Raw genomic sequence first — 17,458 nt, 5'->3', positions numbered from 1 at the left:
CCCACCGGGGCCCGGCCGGCCGGCCGCGCGGCGGCGCCCGCTACGCGCCGCCGCCCGCCAGCAGCTGCCGGGCCCGGGCCAGCGCCGGGTCGCGCCGGGCGGACAGCTCCGCCTCGGTGAAGACCGGGGTGCGCACGGCGGGCGGGATGCCGGGCCCGTCGAAGGTCCGGCCGCCGGCCGTCAGGAACTCCTCGTTCGGCAGGCCGAGGCTCCAGCCGTTGGGCAGCGCCCGCGCCAGCACGTCGGAGAAGACGCCCTGGGTGTTCTCGCCGATCCGGGTGGGCGCGGGGGAGCGGCCCATCAGGGACTGGGTGAAGGTCTCGCCCGCGCTGATCGTCAGCCGGCCGGTGAGCACGGCCAGCGGGCCCGTGTAGACGGGCCCCCGGTGCGGGCGGACGGTGAGCGGTTCCGGCGCGGTGAAGCGGTCCGGGCGCCGCGGGTCGTTCCGGGCCCGCTTGCGGTACGCGAGGTAGGGCCGGTCGGTGAGCCGGGAGGCGATCCGCAGGCCGAGGGCGTCCGAGCCGCCGCCGTTGAGCCGCAGGTCCAGGACGAGGCCGCGGAGCGCGGTCGGGCCCTGGGTGCGGGCCCGGGTGAAGATCGCGTCCAGCGCCCGGTCCAACTCGGCGACGTCGCCCGCGTAGTCGCCCTCCTCGGTGTACCGGGCGAACTGGGTGATCCGGAAGTAGCCGATCCGGCCCGGCAGATCGGCGTAGGAGAGCCTGCCGCCCGCCCAGTGCCGCTGGACGGTGTGCGGGCCGAGGTTCGCGGCGATCGCCGCGTCGACCCGGGTGGTGAAGGCGGGCGTGGGCAGCACGGTGCCGGGCCGCGCGCCCGCGAACCAGCGGTCCGGCCCGGCGACGACCCGGGTGTGCGCGTCGTGCAGCGGCTCGATCATCGCGCGCAGCACCGCGAAGAGTTCGGCGTCCGTGGTCCGGGCGGTGATCCGGGGGCGGTAGCGGTCCCGCATCGCGTTCCAGTCGATGCCCTTTGCCCGGAAGAAGGGGTAGTTCTCCGCAAACGTCTGCCAGAAGACGTCGAAGACCGTCCGCGGGTCGCGGGCCGGCCGGGCACCGCAGTTCGCCGGCAGCGCGCCGGCCCGGCGCAGGGCGTGGTGCCCGACGTTGTCGGCGAAGGCCATCCGGGCCCGCCCCGCGCCCGCCGGGGCGACGGTGAGCGGCGCCGAGTCCGGCACCGTGAAGCGCAGCGTGCCGTCCGGGCCCGGGGCACCCGCCCGGGTGCCGGTGACCGCGCCCGGCAGGCAGCTGACGGCGGTGGTCTCGTACGTCTTCAGGGTGCGGCCCTTGATCGTGACGAGGGTGCCGTAGCCGTCGGTCCGCCAGACGCCGTCCAGGGCGGGCGCGGCCGCCGGCGCCCCGGCCGCGCGGGCGGGGACCGCCGGCGCGGTGCAGCCGGTGAGCGCGGTCACCAGGGCGAGGGCCGCCAGGGCCGCGGGGCGCGGGCGGCGGGACGGGCGGGGCGCTGCGGGATCACTCATGGGGTACCTCGGGAAGTCGGGACGGGCCTCGGGGAAGGCGACGGCGGTCGGGCCGGAGCCGGGATCGGCCGTGGGCGCGGCCCTCGGAGCGGGCGCCCGGCCGGGCACCGCCGCACTGTTCCGCCAGCGTGCCCGCCGGCCCCGCCCGGGGACCATGGAGCGGCCACCCGTCTCCCCGGTGCGGTTTTCCGCACGTCGGGGGCGTGCGGCGGGCCCGGGCCGGGCGGCAGGGGCGCGGGGGCCGGGTGCCGGTGTGGGGGAGGCCGTCGCGGGGCGACCCCCGGACCTCGTAAGGTCGTACCCGTGTTGGAGGAGATGCGGATCCGGTCCCTGGGTGTCATCGACGACGCTGTCGTCGAGCTGTCCCCGGGCTTCACGGCGGTGACCGGCGAGACCGGCGCGGGCAAGACCATGGTCGTCACCAGCCTCGGCCTGCTGCTGGGCGGGCGCGCGGACCCCGCGCTGGTGCGGCTCGGTGCCAGGGCGGCGGTGGTCGAGGGCAGGATCGTCCTCAATTCCGCGTCCCCGGCGGCCGTACGGGCCGAGGAGGCCGGCGCGGAGCTGGACGACGGCGCGCTGCTGATCAGCCGCACGGTCTCCGCCGAGGGCCGCTCGCGGGCCCATGTCGGCGGCCGTTCGGTCCCGGTCGGGGTGCTCGGCGACCTCGCCGACGACCTCGTCGCGGTGCACGGCCAGACCGACCAGCAGGGCCTGCTGCGGCCGGCCCGCCAGCGCCAGGCCCTGGACCGCTACGCCGGCGACGCGGTGGCCGTCCCGCTCGCCAAGTACACCGCCGCGCACCGCCGGCTGCGCACCGTCGCCACCGAACTCGACGAGCTGACCACCCGGGCCCGGGAGCGCGCCCAGGAGGCCGATCTGCTCCGCTTCGGCCTGGACGAGATCGCCGCCACCGAACCGCTGCCCGGCGAGGACACCGAACTCGCCGCCGAGGCCGAACGGCTCGGCCACGCCGAGGCGCTGGCCTCCGCCGCGACCGTCGCGCACGGTGCGCTGGCCGGCAACCCCGAGGACCCCGAGGGCGTCGACGCCACCACCCTGGTCGCCGGCGCCCACCGCGCCCTGGAGGCGGTCCGCGGCCACGACCAGGAGCTGGCCGGACTCGCCGAACGGCTCGGCGAACTCGGCATCCTGATGGCCGACGTCGCCACCGAACTCGCCGGCTACGCCGACGGCCTGGACGCCGACCCGCTGCGGCTGGCCGCGGTGGAGGAGCGCCGCGCCGCGCTGAACCACCTCACCCGCAAGTACGGCGAGGACATCACCGCGGTGCTGGCGTGGTCCGAGCGCAGCGCCGCCCGGCTCGCCGAACTCGACGGCGACGACGACCGGATCGCCGAGCTGGCCGCCGAGCACGACGCCCTCCGCGCCGAACTGGGCGAACTCGCCCAGCAGTTGACCGACGCCCGGACCGCCTCCGCGGAGCGCTTCGCGGCCGCGGTCACCGCCGAGCTCGGCGAACTCGCCATGCCGCACGCCCGGGTGAGCGTCGCCATCCACCAGACCGAGCTCTCCGGCGACGCCGCGGAGGCCGACGGCATCGAGGTGAACGGCCGCACCGTGGCGTACGGTCCGGCCGGCGCCGACGAGGTCGAGATCCTGCTGGCCCCGCACCCGGGTGCCCCGCCCCGGCCGATCGCCAAGGGCGCCTCCGGCGGTGAGCTGTCCCGGGTGATGCTGGCCGTCGAGGTGGTCTTCGCCGGCTCGGACCCGGTGCCGACCTACCTCTTCGACGAGGTGGACGCGGGCGTCGGCGGCAAGGCGGCCGTCGAGGTCGGCCGGCGGCTGGCCCGGCTGGCCAGGTCGGCGCAGGTCGTGGTGGTCACCCACCTCCCGCAGGTCGCCGCGTTCGCCGACCGGCAGCTGCTGGTGGAGAAGACCAACGACGGCTCGGTGACCCGCAGCGGCGTCACCGTCCTGGAGGGCGAGGACCGGATCCGCGAGCTGTCCCGGATGCTGGCCGGCCAGGAGGACTCCGAGACGGCCCGCGCCCACGCCGAGGAACTGCTGGAGACCGCCCGCACGGGCACCTGACGGCACCGGTGGCGACGAGGACGAAGGGGAGCGGCATGACGGTGGGAGCGCGCGGCAGGACGCCGGCACGGAGCAGGGCGCTGCTCGCGGCGGCGGCCGCGACCCGGGCCGGCTACGAGGCGCTGCGGCGCCGTCCTCCGGGCGGCGCGGCCCGGTGGGAGCGGAAGAACCACGCGGGCCGCACGGTCACCCTGCACGCCGGCCCGGCGGCCGCGCTCGGCACCGCGCTCGCCGCGACCACCGCGCCGGGTCTGCCCGCCCGGGCCCGCGGCGCGGCGGCGCTCGCCGTCCTGGCCGCCGGCGGCTGCGGGGCCTACGACGACCTCGCCGGCGCAGGCGACCCCCGCCGCGGCTTCCGGGCGCATCTGGGCGCGCTGCGGCACGGCGAGGTCACCAGCGGGGCGGTCAAGCTCTTCGGGATCGGCGCCGCCGGGCTCGCCGCCGGCGCCCTGCTCAAGGACCGCCCGGCCGACCGGCTGCTGGCGGGCGTGGTGATCGCCGGCTCCGCCCACCTGCTCAACCTCCTCGACGTCCGGCCGGGCCGGGCCGCCGGCGCCGCCCTGGCGCTGTCCGCACCGGGGCTGCTGCGGCGCGGAACGGGCGCCGCGCTGGCCGCCGTGCCCATCGGCGCCGTGGCCGCGGTGGCCGCGGACGACCTGGGGGAGCGGACGATGCTCGGCGACGCCGGGGCGCACGCCCTGGGTGCCGCCCTCGGGTTGGCCTTCGTCGCCACCAACGGCCGGGCGGGACTGGCCGCGCACGCCGCCGCGCTGGTCGCCGCGGCGGCCGCCGGCGACCGGGTCAGCAGGTTGGCCGGGGCGCTCTGACCCACCCGGCGACCGGGCCGTCCGTCCGGTGCGCGGCCCGGGGGAGATCCGGAGCGGCCCGATCCGGACAGTGAGAGACGGGTTCCGGACAGTGGCGGAGGTGGACCGGAGTGGTGGGTTCACCCTGTACGGGTGGCGATCCGCTCACGCACCGGGTCGCCCATGTGGGTGAATCCGTGGAACCGGGGGTGAGAGTTCCCACCGGAACGGCGTCCGCACGGTGCCGAATTGACGGTCCCGGACTGGCATCCTGGGCGCGGTGCGCAGTGCCGGGGCGCGCCCGCTCCGTCCTGCCCGCAGGCCGGTGCGTCGGTGCGCCCCGGCACATCGCGGCACCTCGCAGCGCCAAACCGCCCCGCCGGTACGGTCCGTACCGCCCCGACCCAGGAGCCCGACCTCGTGACCAGCACCCCGGCCCCGCCGCACGGGCTCTCGCCGCTGCGCACGGTCCAGGTGCTCGGCCACGGCGGAGCCGGCAGCGCGGCACACGTCCGCTCGCTCGCCGAGGGGCTGGTCGCCCGCGGGGTCCGGGTGACGGTGTGCGCCCCGCCGGAGGCCGAGGACGCCTACGGCTTCGCCGCGGCGGGCGCCCGGTTCGTACCGCTCGCCCCGCGGATGGACCCGGCGGGCATCACCGCGCTGCGCGCCGCCTGCTGGGACGCGGACGTGGTCCATGCCCACGGCCTGCGGGCCGGGCTGCGCGCGTCGATGGCGCTGCGCGGACTGTGCCGCCCCCGGGGCGGCCGGGTGCCCCTCGTCATCACCTGGCACACCAAGGCGCACACCGAGGGCGCCCGGGCCGGGATGGTGCACCTGATGGAGCGGCGGGTGGCCCGGGCCGCCGCGGTCGTCCTGGGCGTCTGCTCCGACCTCGTCGACCGGGCGCGCGAGCGCGGCGCCAAGGACGCCCGGCTCGCGCCGGTCGCCATCCCGCGCCCCCGGCCCGGCCGGTCCGGCGCGGCCGCCGCCGACCCCGAGCGCGGCCGCGACAAGGAGCGCGCCGAACTGGGCGTGGTGGACCGGCCGTTGCTGCTCGCGGTCGGCCGGCTCGACCCGTCCCAGGGCCACGACCTGTTGCTGGACGCGGCCCACGCCTGGTGCGGGCTCGACCCCCAGCCGCTGCTCGCGATCGCCGGCGAGGGCGACCGACGCGGTGCGCTGCAGCGCCGGATCGACGCCGAACGGCTGCCGGTCCAGCTGCTCGGCCGCCGCGACGACGTGCCCGAACTCCTCGCCGCCGCCGACCTGGTGGTGCTGCCCAGCCGCTGGGAGGCCCGCTCCCTGATCGCCCAGGAGGCGCTGCGCGCCGGCGTCCCCCTGGTGGCCACCGACACCGGCGGCACCCCCGAACTCGTCGGCCGCGCCGCCGAGTTGGTCCGCTACGGCGACACCACCGGGCTGGCACGTACGGTCCTGGACCTGCTGGCCGACCCGGTGCGCCGCGACACGCTCGCCGCGGCCGGCCGCGCCCAGGCCGCCGGCTGGCCCAGCGAGAACGACACGGTCGCCCAGGTCCTCAGCGTCTACGACGAGCTCACCCAGCCACCGCGGCCGGCCCCCTGAACACCCACCGGTCCGGCCGGCCCCGGCAAGGCCCGTCGGAAGCGCCCTAGCGGTCGGTGTGCCGCCGCGCCCGCAGGGCCAGCCGCAGTCCCAACACGGTCTGCGGGTCGTCCAGTTCCGTGCCCAGCAGCTGGGAGATCCGCGCCAGCCGGTCGTAGAGCGTCTGGCGGTTGACGTTCAGGTCGCGGGCGGTCTCGGCCTTCCGGCCGGCGCTGGCCAGATACGCCTCCAGGGTCGGCAGCAGTGGCTGCCGGGCGCCCCGGTCGTGGGCCAGCAGCGGGCCGATGGCGCGCTCGACGAAGTCGGTCAGCACCCCCTCCTCGCCGTGCTCCCGCATCCGCCACAGCAGCAGCTCGATGTCCAGGCGCCGGGCGTCGTACCAGGGCGCCTCCGGCAGCCCCTGGGCCGCGGCCGCCGCCTCCGCCGCGTGCCGCAGCCCGGGGCCGGCCGCCGCCCAGTCGCCCGCCGTGCCGACCACCACCACCGGGCGGTGCGCCGACGGCCGGTCCAGACCGGCCCGGACGACCCCGGCCCGCAGCGCCTCCGCGATCCGGTCGGCCAGCGCCGCCCGGTCCTGGCCCGCCCGCAGCGCCACCAGCAGTGGCACCCGGCCCTCCACGGGCCGCACCCCGAGCAGCACCGGCACGCCCGGCGCGGCCAGCTCCTCGCGCAGCGCCTGCGCCAGCAGCGCCCAGCCGCCGGGCGAGGGCAGCGCGGCCGGCAGCCGCATCACCACCGGCAACACCGCGTCGGCGCCCGGCCGGAAGCCCAGCAGCCGGGCCTGCGCCGGTGCCTCGGACGCCGAGACCCGCCCCTCCGCCAGTTCGGCGAGGAAGTCACCCCGCCCGCGGGCCGCCAGCACCTCCTCCTGGCGGGACTGGAGCATCACCACCGCCAGCAGGTCGGCGGCCCGCTCGGCGGCGAGCCGGTGCACCGGCGCCGGCGGCCCGTTCACCGGCAGCAACACCAGCCGGGCGCGCACCGCGTCGGGCCCGTGCCCGCCGCCGGGCACCTCGATCCGTACGCCGGAGTCCCGCAGGCCCTCCCAGGCCAGCAGCGGATCGGCGTCCGCCCCGCCCTCGCCGCCCTCCGGCCCGGCCGCGTACAGCGGGCTGCCGTCGGGGGCCTCCAGGCACAGCGGATTGCCGGTGAAGACGGCGAGCAGCCGCAGCACCTCCGGGGCGCCGCCGCCGCGGAGCAGCACGTCGGTGCAGCGCCGCAGCAACGCGTCGGCCCGCCGCAGCAGGGTGTAGTGGCTGTTGATGATCTCGGTGTGGATCTCCTCGGTGACCGTGACGTACGGGACCTCGCGGTGCAGCTGGATCAGCGGCAGCCCGCACTCCCGCGCCGCGTCGATCAGCGCCGCGGGCAACGCGTCGAACCGCGAGCCGAGCTCCACGACCAGCGCGGCGACGTCCCGGTCGGCGAGCTTGCGGATGAAGGCGCGCTGCTCCGAGGGCCGGGTGCCCACTCCGAGGCCGGTGGTCAGCAGCAGCTCGCCGCCCTTGAGCAGCGAGGCGATGTGCGGGACCTCGCCGGCGTGCACCCAGCGCACCGACCGGCCCAGCCGGTCCTCGCCGGCCAGCACCTCCGGCAGGCCGCGCCGCAGCGCCGGCAGTTCCAGCGCCCTGCGTACCGTGACGTCGGCTTCGGTCCCCGCGCGTAGCCCCATGGCGCGAACGCTACCGCGCGTAAGCCGATCCGGAGGAATGTGATCCGGATGGCCCCCGCACAGCCCGTGCACCGCCCCGCCCGCACCGGTCGTCCGACCGGCGAACTCCCCTTCCGATCCGCCCACTTGACGATTCCGGGACCGACTGGGCAGGGTGCCCGCACGTCACACGGAGAGCGCTCACCCCACCCCCCACAAGGAGCCGCCTCATGATCACCCGACGCACCCTGCTCGGCGGAGTCGCCGCCGGCGCCGCCACCGCGGCCCTCGCCGGCCGGGCCGCCGGCACTCCCGCCCGTCCCGCGACGGCCGACCTCCCGCTGCACATCGTCAACTCCTCCGGCGCCTACGCCAACGGCTCCGTCTGGATCTACGTACTCGGCAACGACGGCACCCGGCAGGTCCGGGTCACCCCGGACGGGAAGCTCGCCCCCGTCGCCCTCTCCGACAACGGCCCGGACGGCTTCACCGACTACGCGATACCGCTCGCCGCCACCGGCACCACCACGCTCCGGCTCCCCCCGATGTCCGGCCGGATCTACACCAGCCTGGGCGCCAAGCTCAGGATCAAGGCGGTCGCCGACGGCAACGGCAGGCCCGCGCTGGCCTACCCGGCGGGCTGGGTCGCCGGCGACCCCAACTACGACGTGCTGCACGACTGCGTCGAGTTCACCCACGACTCCGGCGGGATGTACTGCAACACCACCATGGTCGACATGTTCAGCGTCCCGCTCGCGCTGCGGCTCACCGGCGCCGCCGACCAGACCACCGGCACCCTCAAGGACGGCGCCCGCGCCCGGATCTTCGCCGACGTCAAGGCCGCCGAGGGCTTCGACCGCCTGGTCGTCGGCGACCGCCGGGTGATCGCCCCCGGCCACGGCCTGGACAGCGGCCTGTTCGCCGCCGACCACCTCGACCCCGCCATCGACGCCGCGTGGTCCGCGTACGCCGCCAAGGACCTCACCGTCACCACCACCGCCGGCACCTTCACCGGACGCACCGCCGGCGACCGGCTCACCTTCCACGGCCCGGCCACGGTCTCCGTCGCCCGGCCCAGCACCCGAGACGTCCTCTTCTGCGACGGCGCTCTGGCCGCCCCGAACGACGGCACCCTCGGCCCGGTCGCCGCCGTCCTGGGCGCCGCCCTCAACCGCTCCACCCTGGCGACCCACGCCGCCCAGCCGGTCACCGACCCGGCCGCCTTCTACCGGCAGCCGCTCACCAACCACTACGCCCGCGCGATGCACACCGCGACCAGGGACGGCAAGGCGTACGGCTTCGCCTTCGACGACGTCGCCGGCTTCGCCTCCTACATCGAGGACCACGCCCCCAGGGAACTCACCCTCACCCTGACGCCGTTCTGAACCACGGGGAGCCACCCACGGAAAGCCGGGCATCCGACGGCAGCGAAGACCACCGGGAGGTTGGTGCCCCGAAGGGGGCACTAACCTCCGTACGCCCCGCTGGCGGTCAGCCGCAGTGCCGTGTCGATCAGCGGCACGTGGCTGAACGCCTGCGGGAAGTTCCCCACCTGGCGCTGGAGCCGGGAGTCCCACTCCTCGGCGAGCAGCCCCAGGTCGTTGCGGAGCGAGAGCAGCTTCTCGAAGAGCTTGCGGGCCTCCTCCACCCGGCCGATCATCGCCAGGTCGTCGGCCAGCCAGAACGAGCACGCCAGGAACGCCCCCTCGTCGCCTTCGAGGCCGTCCACGCCGAGCCCCTCGCCGGCCGTCGGGTAGCGCAGCACGAACCCGTCCTCGGTCGACAGCTCCCGCTGGATCGCCTCGATGGTGCCGATCACCCGCTTGTCGTCCGGCGGCAGGAACCCGACCTGCGGGATCAGCAGCAGCGAAGCGTCCAGCTCCTGCGAGCCGTAGGACTGGGTGAAGGTGTTCCGCTCCTTGTCGTACCCGTGCTCGCAGACGTCCCGGTGGATGGTCTCCCGCAGGTCCCGCCACCGCTCCAGCGGCCCGTCGACGTCCCCGGACTCGATCAGCTTCACCGTGCGGTCCACCGCGACCCAGGTCATGACCTTGGAGTGCACGAAGTGCCGGCGCGGCCCGCGCACCTCCCAGATGCCCTCGTCCGGCTCGTCCCAGTGCTTCTCCACCCACTCGATGAGCTTGATCTGGAGCAGCGAGGCGTAGTCGTTGCGGGCCAGCCCGGTCATGTGCGCCAGGTGCAGCGCCTCGGTGACCTCGCCGTAGACGTCCAGCTGGAGCTGGTCGGCGGCGCCGTTGCCGACCCGCACCGGGCGCGAGTCCTCATAGCCCGGCAGCCACTTCAGCTCGGTCTCGCCCAGCTCCCGCTCACCGGCGATGCCGTACATGATCTGGAGGTTCTCCGGGTCGCCGGCCACCGCCCGCAGCAGCCACTCGCGCCACGCCCGGGCCTCCTCGCGGTAGCCGGTGCGCAGCAGCGACGACAGGGTGATCGCCGCGTCCCGGAGCCAGGTGAAGCGGTAGTCCCAGTTGCGGACGCCGCCGATGCACTCCGGCAGCGAGGTCGTCGGCGCCGCCACGATCCCGCCGGTCGGCGCGTACGTCAGCGCCTTCAGCGTGATCAGCGAGCGCACCACCGCGTCCCGGTAGGGCCCGTGGTACGTGCAGTGCTCGACCCACTCCCGCCAGAACTCCTCGGTCGCCTCCAGCGACGCCTCCGGCTCCGCCAGAGCGGGCGGCTCCTGGTGCGAGGGCTGCCAGCTGATCGTGAACGCGATCCGCTCGCCCGGCGACACCGTGAAGTCCGAGTACGTCGTCAGGTCCTTGCCGTAGGTCTCGGCGGAGGTGTCCAGCCACACCGCGTCCGGCCCGGCGACCGCCACGGTCCGGCCGTCGACCTTGTGCACCCAGGGCACCACCCAGCCGTACGCGAACCGCATCCGCAGCTCCGACCGCATCGGCACCCGGCCGCTGACGCCCTCCACGATCCGGATCACCTGCGGGACGCCGTTCCGCGGCGGCATGAAGTCGATCACCCGGACGGTACCGCGCGGAGTGTCCCACTCGGACTCCAGCACGAGGGAGTCCCCGCGGTAGCGCCGCCGGTCCGCGGCCCGGGGCGACTCGCCGGCCGGGCCCATCCGCCAGAAGCCGTGCTCCTCGGTGCCCAGCAGCCCGGCGAAGACCGCCATGGAGTCGAAACGGGGCAGACACAGCCAGTCGATCGTGCCGTCCCGGCACACGAGAGCGGCGGTCTGCATATCCCCGACAAGTGCGTAGTCCTCGATGCGCCCGGCCACGTGCATCTCCCGTCGAACTGGAGTCACGCCCCCATGGGACGTTGTGTGCTGTCCGTCCTGCCCATGAAACGTCGCCGAGCAGCGGGACCGGAAATCTGGCTGGGGCACCACCCAGCCAGCTGGGGGAGGGTGGTGCCTTCCCGGACGGCTCGTAGCGAGTGTCCGAGCAGGATACGACGCAGGGGGGTGCTCCGCGCGATGCTCGCGTCGAGTGGGGGTGCTCCGAACGAGTGGCCTGCGGAACGACCGCCTCCGGTGCGTGGCCGGACGCGACCATGCCCGGTCGCTGATAGCCTGGTACCCCGTGGACCGGTGGGACCCAGCAGAAATGCGGCACCCCCGAACCGCAGCGACGGCACCCCTGAACACCAGGCCGGCGCCACCTCGCACCTCTCCACCTCGCGACCACGGGAGCCCCCTCTTGGCCATGCCGCCCTCTGCTTCTCGAATGAATGCAGCCACGACGACCAAGCACCTCTTCGTCACCGGGGGCGTCGCCTCCTCGCTCGGCAAGGGGCTCACCGCCTCCAGCCTGGGTGCGCTCCTGAAGGCGCGCGGCCTGCGGGTCACGATGCAGAAGCTCGACCCGTACCTCAACGTCGACCCCGGCACGATGAACCCGTTCCAGCACGGTGAGGTCTTCGTCACCAACGACGGCGCCGAGACCGACCTCGACATCGGCCACTACGAGCGCTTCCTCGACGTCGACCTCGACGGCTCGGCGAACGTCACCACCGGCCAGGTCTACAACACCGTGATCGCCAAGGAGCGGCGCGGCGAGTACCTCGGCGACACCGTGCAGGTCATCCCGCACATCACCAACGAGATCAAGCACCGCATCCGGCGGCTGGCCACCGAGGACGTCGACGTGGTCATCACCGAGGTCGGCGGCACGGTCGGCGACATCGAGTCGCTGCCGTTCCTGGAGACCGTCCGCCAGGTCCGCCACGAGGTCGGCCGGGACAACGTCTTCGTCGTGCACATCTCGCTGCTCCCGTACATCGGCCCCTCCGGCGAGCTGAAGACCAAGCCGACCCAGCACTCCGTCGCCGCGCTGCGCAACATCGGCATCCAGCCCGACGCGATCGTGCTGCGCGCCGACCGCGAGGTGCCCACCGCCATCAAGCGCAAGATCTCGCTGATGTGCGACGTCGACGAGGCCGCGGTCATCGCCTGCCCGGACGCCCCGTCGATCTACGACATCCCCAAGGTCGTGCACGCCGAGGGCCTGGACGCCTACGTCGTCCGCAAGCTGGACCTGCCGTTCCGCGACGTGGACTGGACCCAGTGGGCGGACCTGCTCGACCGGGTCCACAACCCCTCGCACGAGGTCAAGGTCGCGCTGGTCGGCAAGTACATCGACCTGCCCGACGCGTACCTCTCGGTCACCGAGGCGCTGCGCGCCGGCGGCTTCGCCAACAAGGCCCGGGTCAAGATCAAGTGGGTCACCTCGGACGACTGCAAGACCCCGGCCGGTGCCGCGGCGCAGCTCTCGGACTGCGACGCGGTCTGCATCCCCGGCGGCTTCGGCGACCGCGGCGTGGACGGCAAGGTCGGCGCGATCACCTACGCCCGCGAGAACAAGCTCCCGCTGCTCGGCCTCTGCCTGGGCCTGCAGTGCGTGGTGATCGAGGCGGCCCGCAACCTCGCCGGCATCGACGGCGCCAACTCCACCGAGTTCGACCCGGCCGCCACCCACCCGGTGATCTCCACGATGGCCGAGCAGATGGACATCGTCGCCGGTGAGGGCGACATGGGCGGCACCATGCGGCTGGGCATGTACCCGGCCAAGCTCGCCGAGGGCTCCATCGTCCGCGAGGTCTACGCCGGCGAGCCCTACGTCGAGGAGCGCCACCGCCACCGCTACGAGGTCAACAACGCCTACCGCGGCGAGCTGGAGAAGAAGGCCGGCCTGCTCTTCTCCGGCACCTCCCCGGACAACAAGCTCGTCGAGTACGTCGAGTACCCGCGCGAGGTCCACCCCTACCTCGTCGCCACCCAGGCGCACCCGGAGCTGCGCTCCCGCCCGACCCGCCCGCACCCGCTCTTCGCCGGCCTGGTGAAGGCGGCCGTCGAGCGCCAGGAGGCGGCGAAGGCGACGGGCGCCAAGAAGTAGGCGGCACCTGGCCGGTTACGGTTGCCGGGGTACGGTCCCACGCCGTGGGGCGGTACCCCGGTTTTCGTGTCGGCACAGGAGTCACTGGAGGTACGCATGGCGATCAAGGACACCCCGGAGGAGTGGACGGTCACCGCGTCCGGCACGCCCTTCACCGGCGTCAAGACGAGCGTGCGCACCGACCACGTGGTCATGCCGGACGGCTCCGCCGTCACCCGCGACTACCAGGTCCACCCCGGCTCGGTGGCGGTCCTCGCCCTGGACGACGCCGACCGGGTGCTGGTGCTGCGCCAGTACCGCCACCCGGTGCGGCAGAAGCTGTGGGAGATCCCGGCCGGCCTGCTCGACGTCCCCGGGGAGAACCCGCTGCACGCCGCCCGGCGCGAGCTGTACGAGGAGGCGCACGTCAAGGCCGAGGACTGGCGGGTGCTGACCGACGTCTACACCACCCCGGGCGGCTGCGACGAGGCGGTCCGGATCTTCCTCGCCCGCGGGCTGTCCGAGGCCGACGGCGAGCGCTTCGAGGTCTCCGAGGAGGAGGCCGACATGGAGCTGGCGCGGGTCCCCGTGGACGAACTGGTCCGCGGTGTGCTCGCCGGCGAACTGCACAACAACTGCCTGGTCGTGGGCGTGCTGTCGCTCACCGCGGCGCGGGCCGGCGACGGCCTGGACGCCCTCCGACCGGCCGACGCGCCCTGGCCGGCCCGCCCCTTCGACGCCTGACGCCGGGCCGGGCGCCGCCCCGGTTCCCGGCCTCGCCCCCGGCCCGGCCCCCGCCTCCCGGTCGGATGATCATCCGATCCGATCGAGTGACCCAACGGCCCCGCTCCGCACGGAACGTGACGGCCCGTGAACTACGCTCGGCAGCGTTCCCGCGCGCGCCCGCGGCGGGGGCGCGACGCGCAGGCGGACGGGAGCGTGACCGGTGACGGACCAGGCGGTGGGCGGGGGGCGCCTCGTACCGGAGGCGGCGCGCGGGTCCGGCCCGGCGGCCCGGCAACGGCGGGCGACACTGCCCCGCCAGGACGGTGCCGCCGCCCGCTCCGGCCTCCCGGGATTCGCCGGCCGCCGCCACGAACTCAAGGCGCTGCGCGCCGACATCGGCCGGGCCGGACTGGACACCCTCACCGGCCGCCGGGGCGCCCGCAGCCGGGTCCTGCTGATCGCCGGCCGTCCCGGCTCGGGCCGTACCACCCTGGCCGAGGCGCTGCTGCGGGAGGTCGAGGACGGCTACCCCGACGGGGTGCTGCGCGCCCTGCTGACCGGCCGGGACGGCGCCCCGGCGGGCCTCGCCAGGACCGCCCGCGACCTGCTCGCCGAACTGGGCGCCGACGCCCCGCCGGGCGCCGGCGAGGACGAGCTCGCCGAGGCGGTGCGCACCGCCCTGGCCGGGCGCCGCACGGTGCTCCTGCTGGACGACGCACCGGGCGCCGAGGACGTCGAACCACTGATCCCGGACGCCCCGGACTGCCTGGTCGTGGTGGTCGGGCAGGGCCCGCTGACCGGCATCCCGGACGTCCGGCCGTGCGCCCTGGGCGGGCTGGACACCGCCGCCGGCGTCGAGGTGCTGTGCCACTACGCCGGGCCGACCCGGATCACCGTCGATCCGCGGACCGCGGAGGCCGTCGCCGAGGAGTGCGGCGGCCAGCCCGCGGCGCTGATACTGGCGGGTGGCTGGCTCGCCGCCCGCCCCAAGCTCTCGGTGTCCGACCTGCGCCAGGCGCTGCTCGCCGTCCCCGTGCCGCCGGACCTGCCGGCCGGCGACCGCCCCCTGCACCGCGCCTTCCGGCTCGCCTACGACCCGCTGCCGCAGCCCGCCGCGCGGATACTGCGCCTGGCCACCCTCGCCCCGGACGGCCTGGTGGACGCGCACACCGCGGCCGCGCTGGGCGGCTGCTCGGTCCCGGCCGCCGTCGCGGTCCTGCACGACCTCGCCGCGCTCGGCCTGCTGCGGCCCGTCCCGGAGGAGGACGGCCCCGCCCGGCACACCGACGACGCGACCGGCCCGCGGTACCGCCTCCCCGGCTGCCTCGCGCCGTTCTCCCGGGAGCTGCTCCGCGAGCACGAGCGGCCCGCCGACGTCCAGCTGGCCCGTGCCCGGATGCTGGAGCGGACCGTGCGGCTGCTCCAGTCCTGCCGGGCGGCCGCCGAACCCTCCGGTTCCGCGGCCCGCCGCAAGGCCGCCGAGCTGCCCCGCTCGCTGCGCTTCGCCACCCGGGCCGCCGCCGCGCACTGGCTGCGCACCCGCCGCGGCGCCCTGCTGGACGCCGCCCGCACGGCCGTCGCGGACGGCCAACTCGACACCCTGGACCGGCGGTTGATCGCCGCGCTCACCCGCGCCCTGCTCGCCCACCACGGCCCCGAGGCCGCCGCGCCGGACCTCTACACCCTGCACGAACTGGTCCTCCGGGTCGCCGAGCGGCGGACCCTGCCGCGCGAGCGGGCCGCCGCCCTGCTCAACCTCGGCGACCTGGACTTCGGGGCCGGCCGGCGGGAGCAGGCGCTGACCCGCTACCGCGGCGCGCTGGAGGCGGCCCGCTCGGTGAAGGACCCGGTGGCCACCGGCCGGGCACTGGAGTCGCTCGGCGACACCTACACCGAGCTGGGCGACTGGATCCGGGCCGCCGACTGGTTCGGGCGGGCGCTGGAGCTGCGGCTGGCCCGGGGCGAGCGGGCCGACGCGGCCCGGCTGCACGCCCGGATCGGCGCCGCGCACGGCCGCGCGGGCCGCTACGAGCAGGCCCTGAAGGACTGCCGGGCGGCCGCCCGGGCCTTCCGCAGGCTGGGCGACGCCGCGGGGCAGGGGAGTGCGGCGGAGGCGACGGCGGAGGTCCACGAGCACGCCGGGCAGCTCGACGAGGCGCTGCACAGCTCCCTGGCGGCGCTCGATTTCGTCCGGGCCGCCGCCGACGGGGCGAAGGAGGCGCGCCTGCAGCTGCGGATCGCGGAGCTGCTCGACCGGCTCGGCGACCCGGAGGCCGCACGGCTCCACCGGGCGGCGGCAGAGCGACTACGCGAAGAACACACCGAGTAACCTACGAAATCGGTAGTGGTCTTCCAGGAAATTATGTCTTTGCAAGGCTAGACAACACGAGGTCCTTCAATAGACTGGTCGAGCCGCGTTCGGCGCGGTCAGTTCCGTCATGCATCGCATGAGGGATAATTCCTTCTGCAAGCTCTTTTAAGGACCGTGATCGACGTGAAGGTCGGTATCCCCCGCGAGGTCAAGAACAACGAGTTCCGCGTGGCCATCACGCCCGCCGGAGTCCACGAGCTGGTCCGCAACGGCCACCAGGTCTTCATCGAGAAGGACGCCGGCCTCGGCTCGTCCATCCCGAACGAGGAGTACGTCTCCGCCGGCGCCACCATCCTCGACACCGCCGACGAGGTGTGGGGCACCGCCGACCTGCTGCTGAAGGTCAAGGAGCCGATCGCGGAGGAGTACCACCGCCTCCGCAAGGACCAGACCCTCTTCACCTACCTCCACCTGGCCGCGTCCAAGGAGTGCACGGACGCCCTGCTGGAGTCCGGTACCACCGCGATCGCGTACGAGACGGTCGAGACCGCCAACCGCGCGCTGCCCCTGCTCGCCCCGATGTCCGAGGTCGCGGGCCGCCTGGCCCCGCAGGTCGGCGCCTACCACCTGATGCGCTCGGCCGGCGGCCGCGGCGTGCTGCCCGGCGGCGTCCCCGGCGTCCAGGCCGGCAAGGCCGTCGTCATCGGCGGCGGCGTCTCCGGCTGGAACGCCGTCCAGATCGCCGTGGGCCTCGGCTTCCACGTCACCCTGCTCGACAAGGACATCAACAAGCTCCGCGAGGCCGACAAGATCTTCGGCACCAAGGTGCAGACGATCGTCTCCAACGCCTACGAGCTGGAGAAGGCCGTCGTCGAGGCCGACCTCGTCGTCGGCGCGGTCCTGATCCCGGGTGCCAAGGCCCCCAAGCTCGTCACCAACGAGCTGGTCGCCAAGATGAAGCCGGGCAGTGTCCTTGTCGACATCGCGATCGACCAGGGCGGCTGCTTCGAGGACTCCAAGCCGACCACGCACGCCGAGCCGACCTTCACGGTCCACAACTCGGTCTTCTACTGCGTCGCCAACATGCCCGGCGCGGTGCCCAACACCTCCACCTACGCCCTCACCAACGCCACGCTGCCCTACATCGTGGAGCTGGCGAACCGCGGCTGGGTCGAGGCGCTGCGCCGTGACCCGGCGCTGGCCAAGGGCCTGAACACCCACGACGGCAAGGTCGTCTACCCCGAGGTCGCCCAGGCCCACGGCCTGGAGTACGTGGAGCTGCGCACCCTCCTCGGCTGACGGCGTCAACTGCACGCGTCAAGCACCGCGCAACCGGCCGGGCCCGCTCGAGCGGGCCCGGCCGGTTGCATGTGCGACGCGCCCCGGGGGCGGCTCCCGGCGGTCGACTCTCAACTCGCCGCGAACGTAACCCTTTAACCGATTCGCGTACCCCCGAAACATCCGTCTTGTGCGCTGTGC

General features: G+C 75.1%; 11 protein-coding genes. 8 read left to right on the top strand and 3 right to left on the bottom strand.

The features are described from left to right. Window positions 1-40: 40 nt before the first annotated feature. On the bottom strand, window positions 41-1,495 hold the full coding sequence (locus K2224_RS24730) for a S41 family peptidase (RefSeq protein WP_221908702.1): 1,455 nt from the start codon (window positions 1,493-1,495) through the stop codon (window positions 41-43). Window positions 1,496-1,810: 315 nt separating this feature from the next. On the opposite strand from K2224_RS24730, the gene recN reads away from it, so the two are divergent. The 3 genes from recN (at window position 1,811) to K2224_RS24715 (ending at window position 5,937) form a co-directional block, all read left to right on the top strand. Further along, complete coding sequence (recN, locus tag K2224_RS24725; RefSeq protein ID WP_221909909.1) at window positions 1,811-3,547, top strand: DNA repair protein RecN; 1,737 nt, start codon at window positions 1,811-1,813, stop codon at window positions 3,545-3,547. Window positions 3,548-3,582: 35 nt separating this feature from the next. Continuing rightward, complete coding sequence (locus K2224_RS24720) at window positions 3,583-4,374, top strand: hypothetical protein (RefSeq protein WP_221908701.1); 792 nt, start codon at window positions 3,583-3,585, stop codon at window positions 4,372-4,374. A gap of 399 nt (window positions 4,375-4,773) precedes the next feature. After that, window positions 4,774-5,937 (top strand): glycosyltransferase family 4 protein, encoded by a 1,164-nt coding sequence (locus tag K2224_RS24715; protein WP_221908700.1) that lies wholly within the window; start codon window positions 4,774-4,776, stop codon window positions 5,935-5,937. 46 nt (window positions 5,938-5,983) lie between these two features. On the opposite strand, the gene K2224_RS24710 is transcribed toward K2224_RS24715, so the two are convergent. Then, entirely contained in the window at window positions 5,984-7,609 is a 1,626-nt protein-coding gene (locus K2224_RS24710; protein WP_221908699.1) for a PucR family transcriptional regulator ligand-binding domain-containing protein, read from the bottom strand. 209 nt (window positions 7,610-7,818) lie between these two features. On the opposite strand from K2224_RS24710, the gene K2224_RS24705 reads away from it, so the two are divergent. Further along, on the top strand, window positions 7,819-8,973 hold the full coding sequence (locus K2224_RS24705) for a beta-1,3-glucanase family protein (protein WP_221908698.1): 1,155 nt from the start codon (window positions 7,819-7,821) through the stop codon (window positions 8,971-8,973). A gap of 80 nt (window positions 8,974-9,053) precedes the next feature. On the opposite strand, the gene K2224_RS24700 is transcribed toward K2224_RS24705, so the two are convergent. Further along, complete coding sequence (locus K2224_RS24700) at window positions 9,054-10,853, bottom strand: glycoside hydrolase family 15 protein (RefSeq protein WP_221909908.1); 1,800 nt, start codon at window positions 10,851-10,853, stop codon at window positions 9,054-9,056. A 421-nt stretch (window positions 10,854-11,274) separates the two neighbouring features. Between K2224_RS24700 and K2224_RS24695 the strand changes: the two genes are divergently transcribed. The 4 genes from K2224_RS24695 (at window position 11,275) to ald (ending at window position 17,278) form a co-directional block, all read left to right on the top strand. Continuing rightward, the gene (locus K2224_RS24695) at window positions 11,275-12,963 is read left to right on the top strand and encodes a CTP synthase (RefSeq protein WP_221908697.1); all 1,689 of its coding nucleotides are present in this window, start codon (window positions 11,275-11,277) and stop codon (window positions 12,961-12,963) included. 96 nt (window positions 12,964-13,059) lie between these two features. Beyond that, the gene (locus K2224_RS24690) at window positions 13,060-13,686 is read left to right on the top strand and encodes an NUDIX hydrolase (RefSeq protein ID WP_221908696.1); all 627 of its coding nucleotides are present in this window, start codon (window positions 13,060-13,062) and stop codon (window positions 13,684-13,686) included. A 202-nt stretch (window positions 13,687-13,888) separates the two neighbouring features. Next, the gene (locus K2224_RS24685; RefSeq protein WP_221908695.1) at window positions 13,889-15,997 is read left to right on the top strand and encodes a tetratricopeptide repeat protein; all 2,109 of its coding nucleotides are present in this window, start codon (window positions 13,889-13,891) and stop codon (window positions 15,995-15,997) included. 165 nt (window positions 15,998-16,162) lie between these two features. Beyond that, a complete protein-coding gene (gene ald, locus K2224_RS24680; protein ID WP_221908694.1) occupies window positions 16,163-17,278 on the top strand; it encodes an alanine dehydrogenase in 1,116 nt (371 codons plus the stop codon). Window positions 17,279-17,458 lie beyond the last annotated feature (180 nt).

It is taken from the genome of Streptomyces sp. BHT-5-2, assembly GCF_019774615.1.
GTDB lineage: Bacteria > Actinomycetota > Actinomycetes > Streptomycetales > Streptomycetaceae > Streptomyces.
The sequence above is the reverse complement of the archived record's forward strand: the minus strand, read 5'-3'. Positions and strand labels throughout refer to the sequence as shown.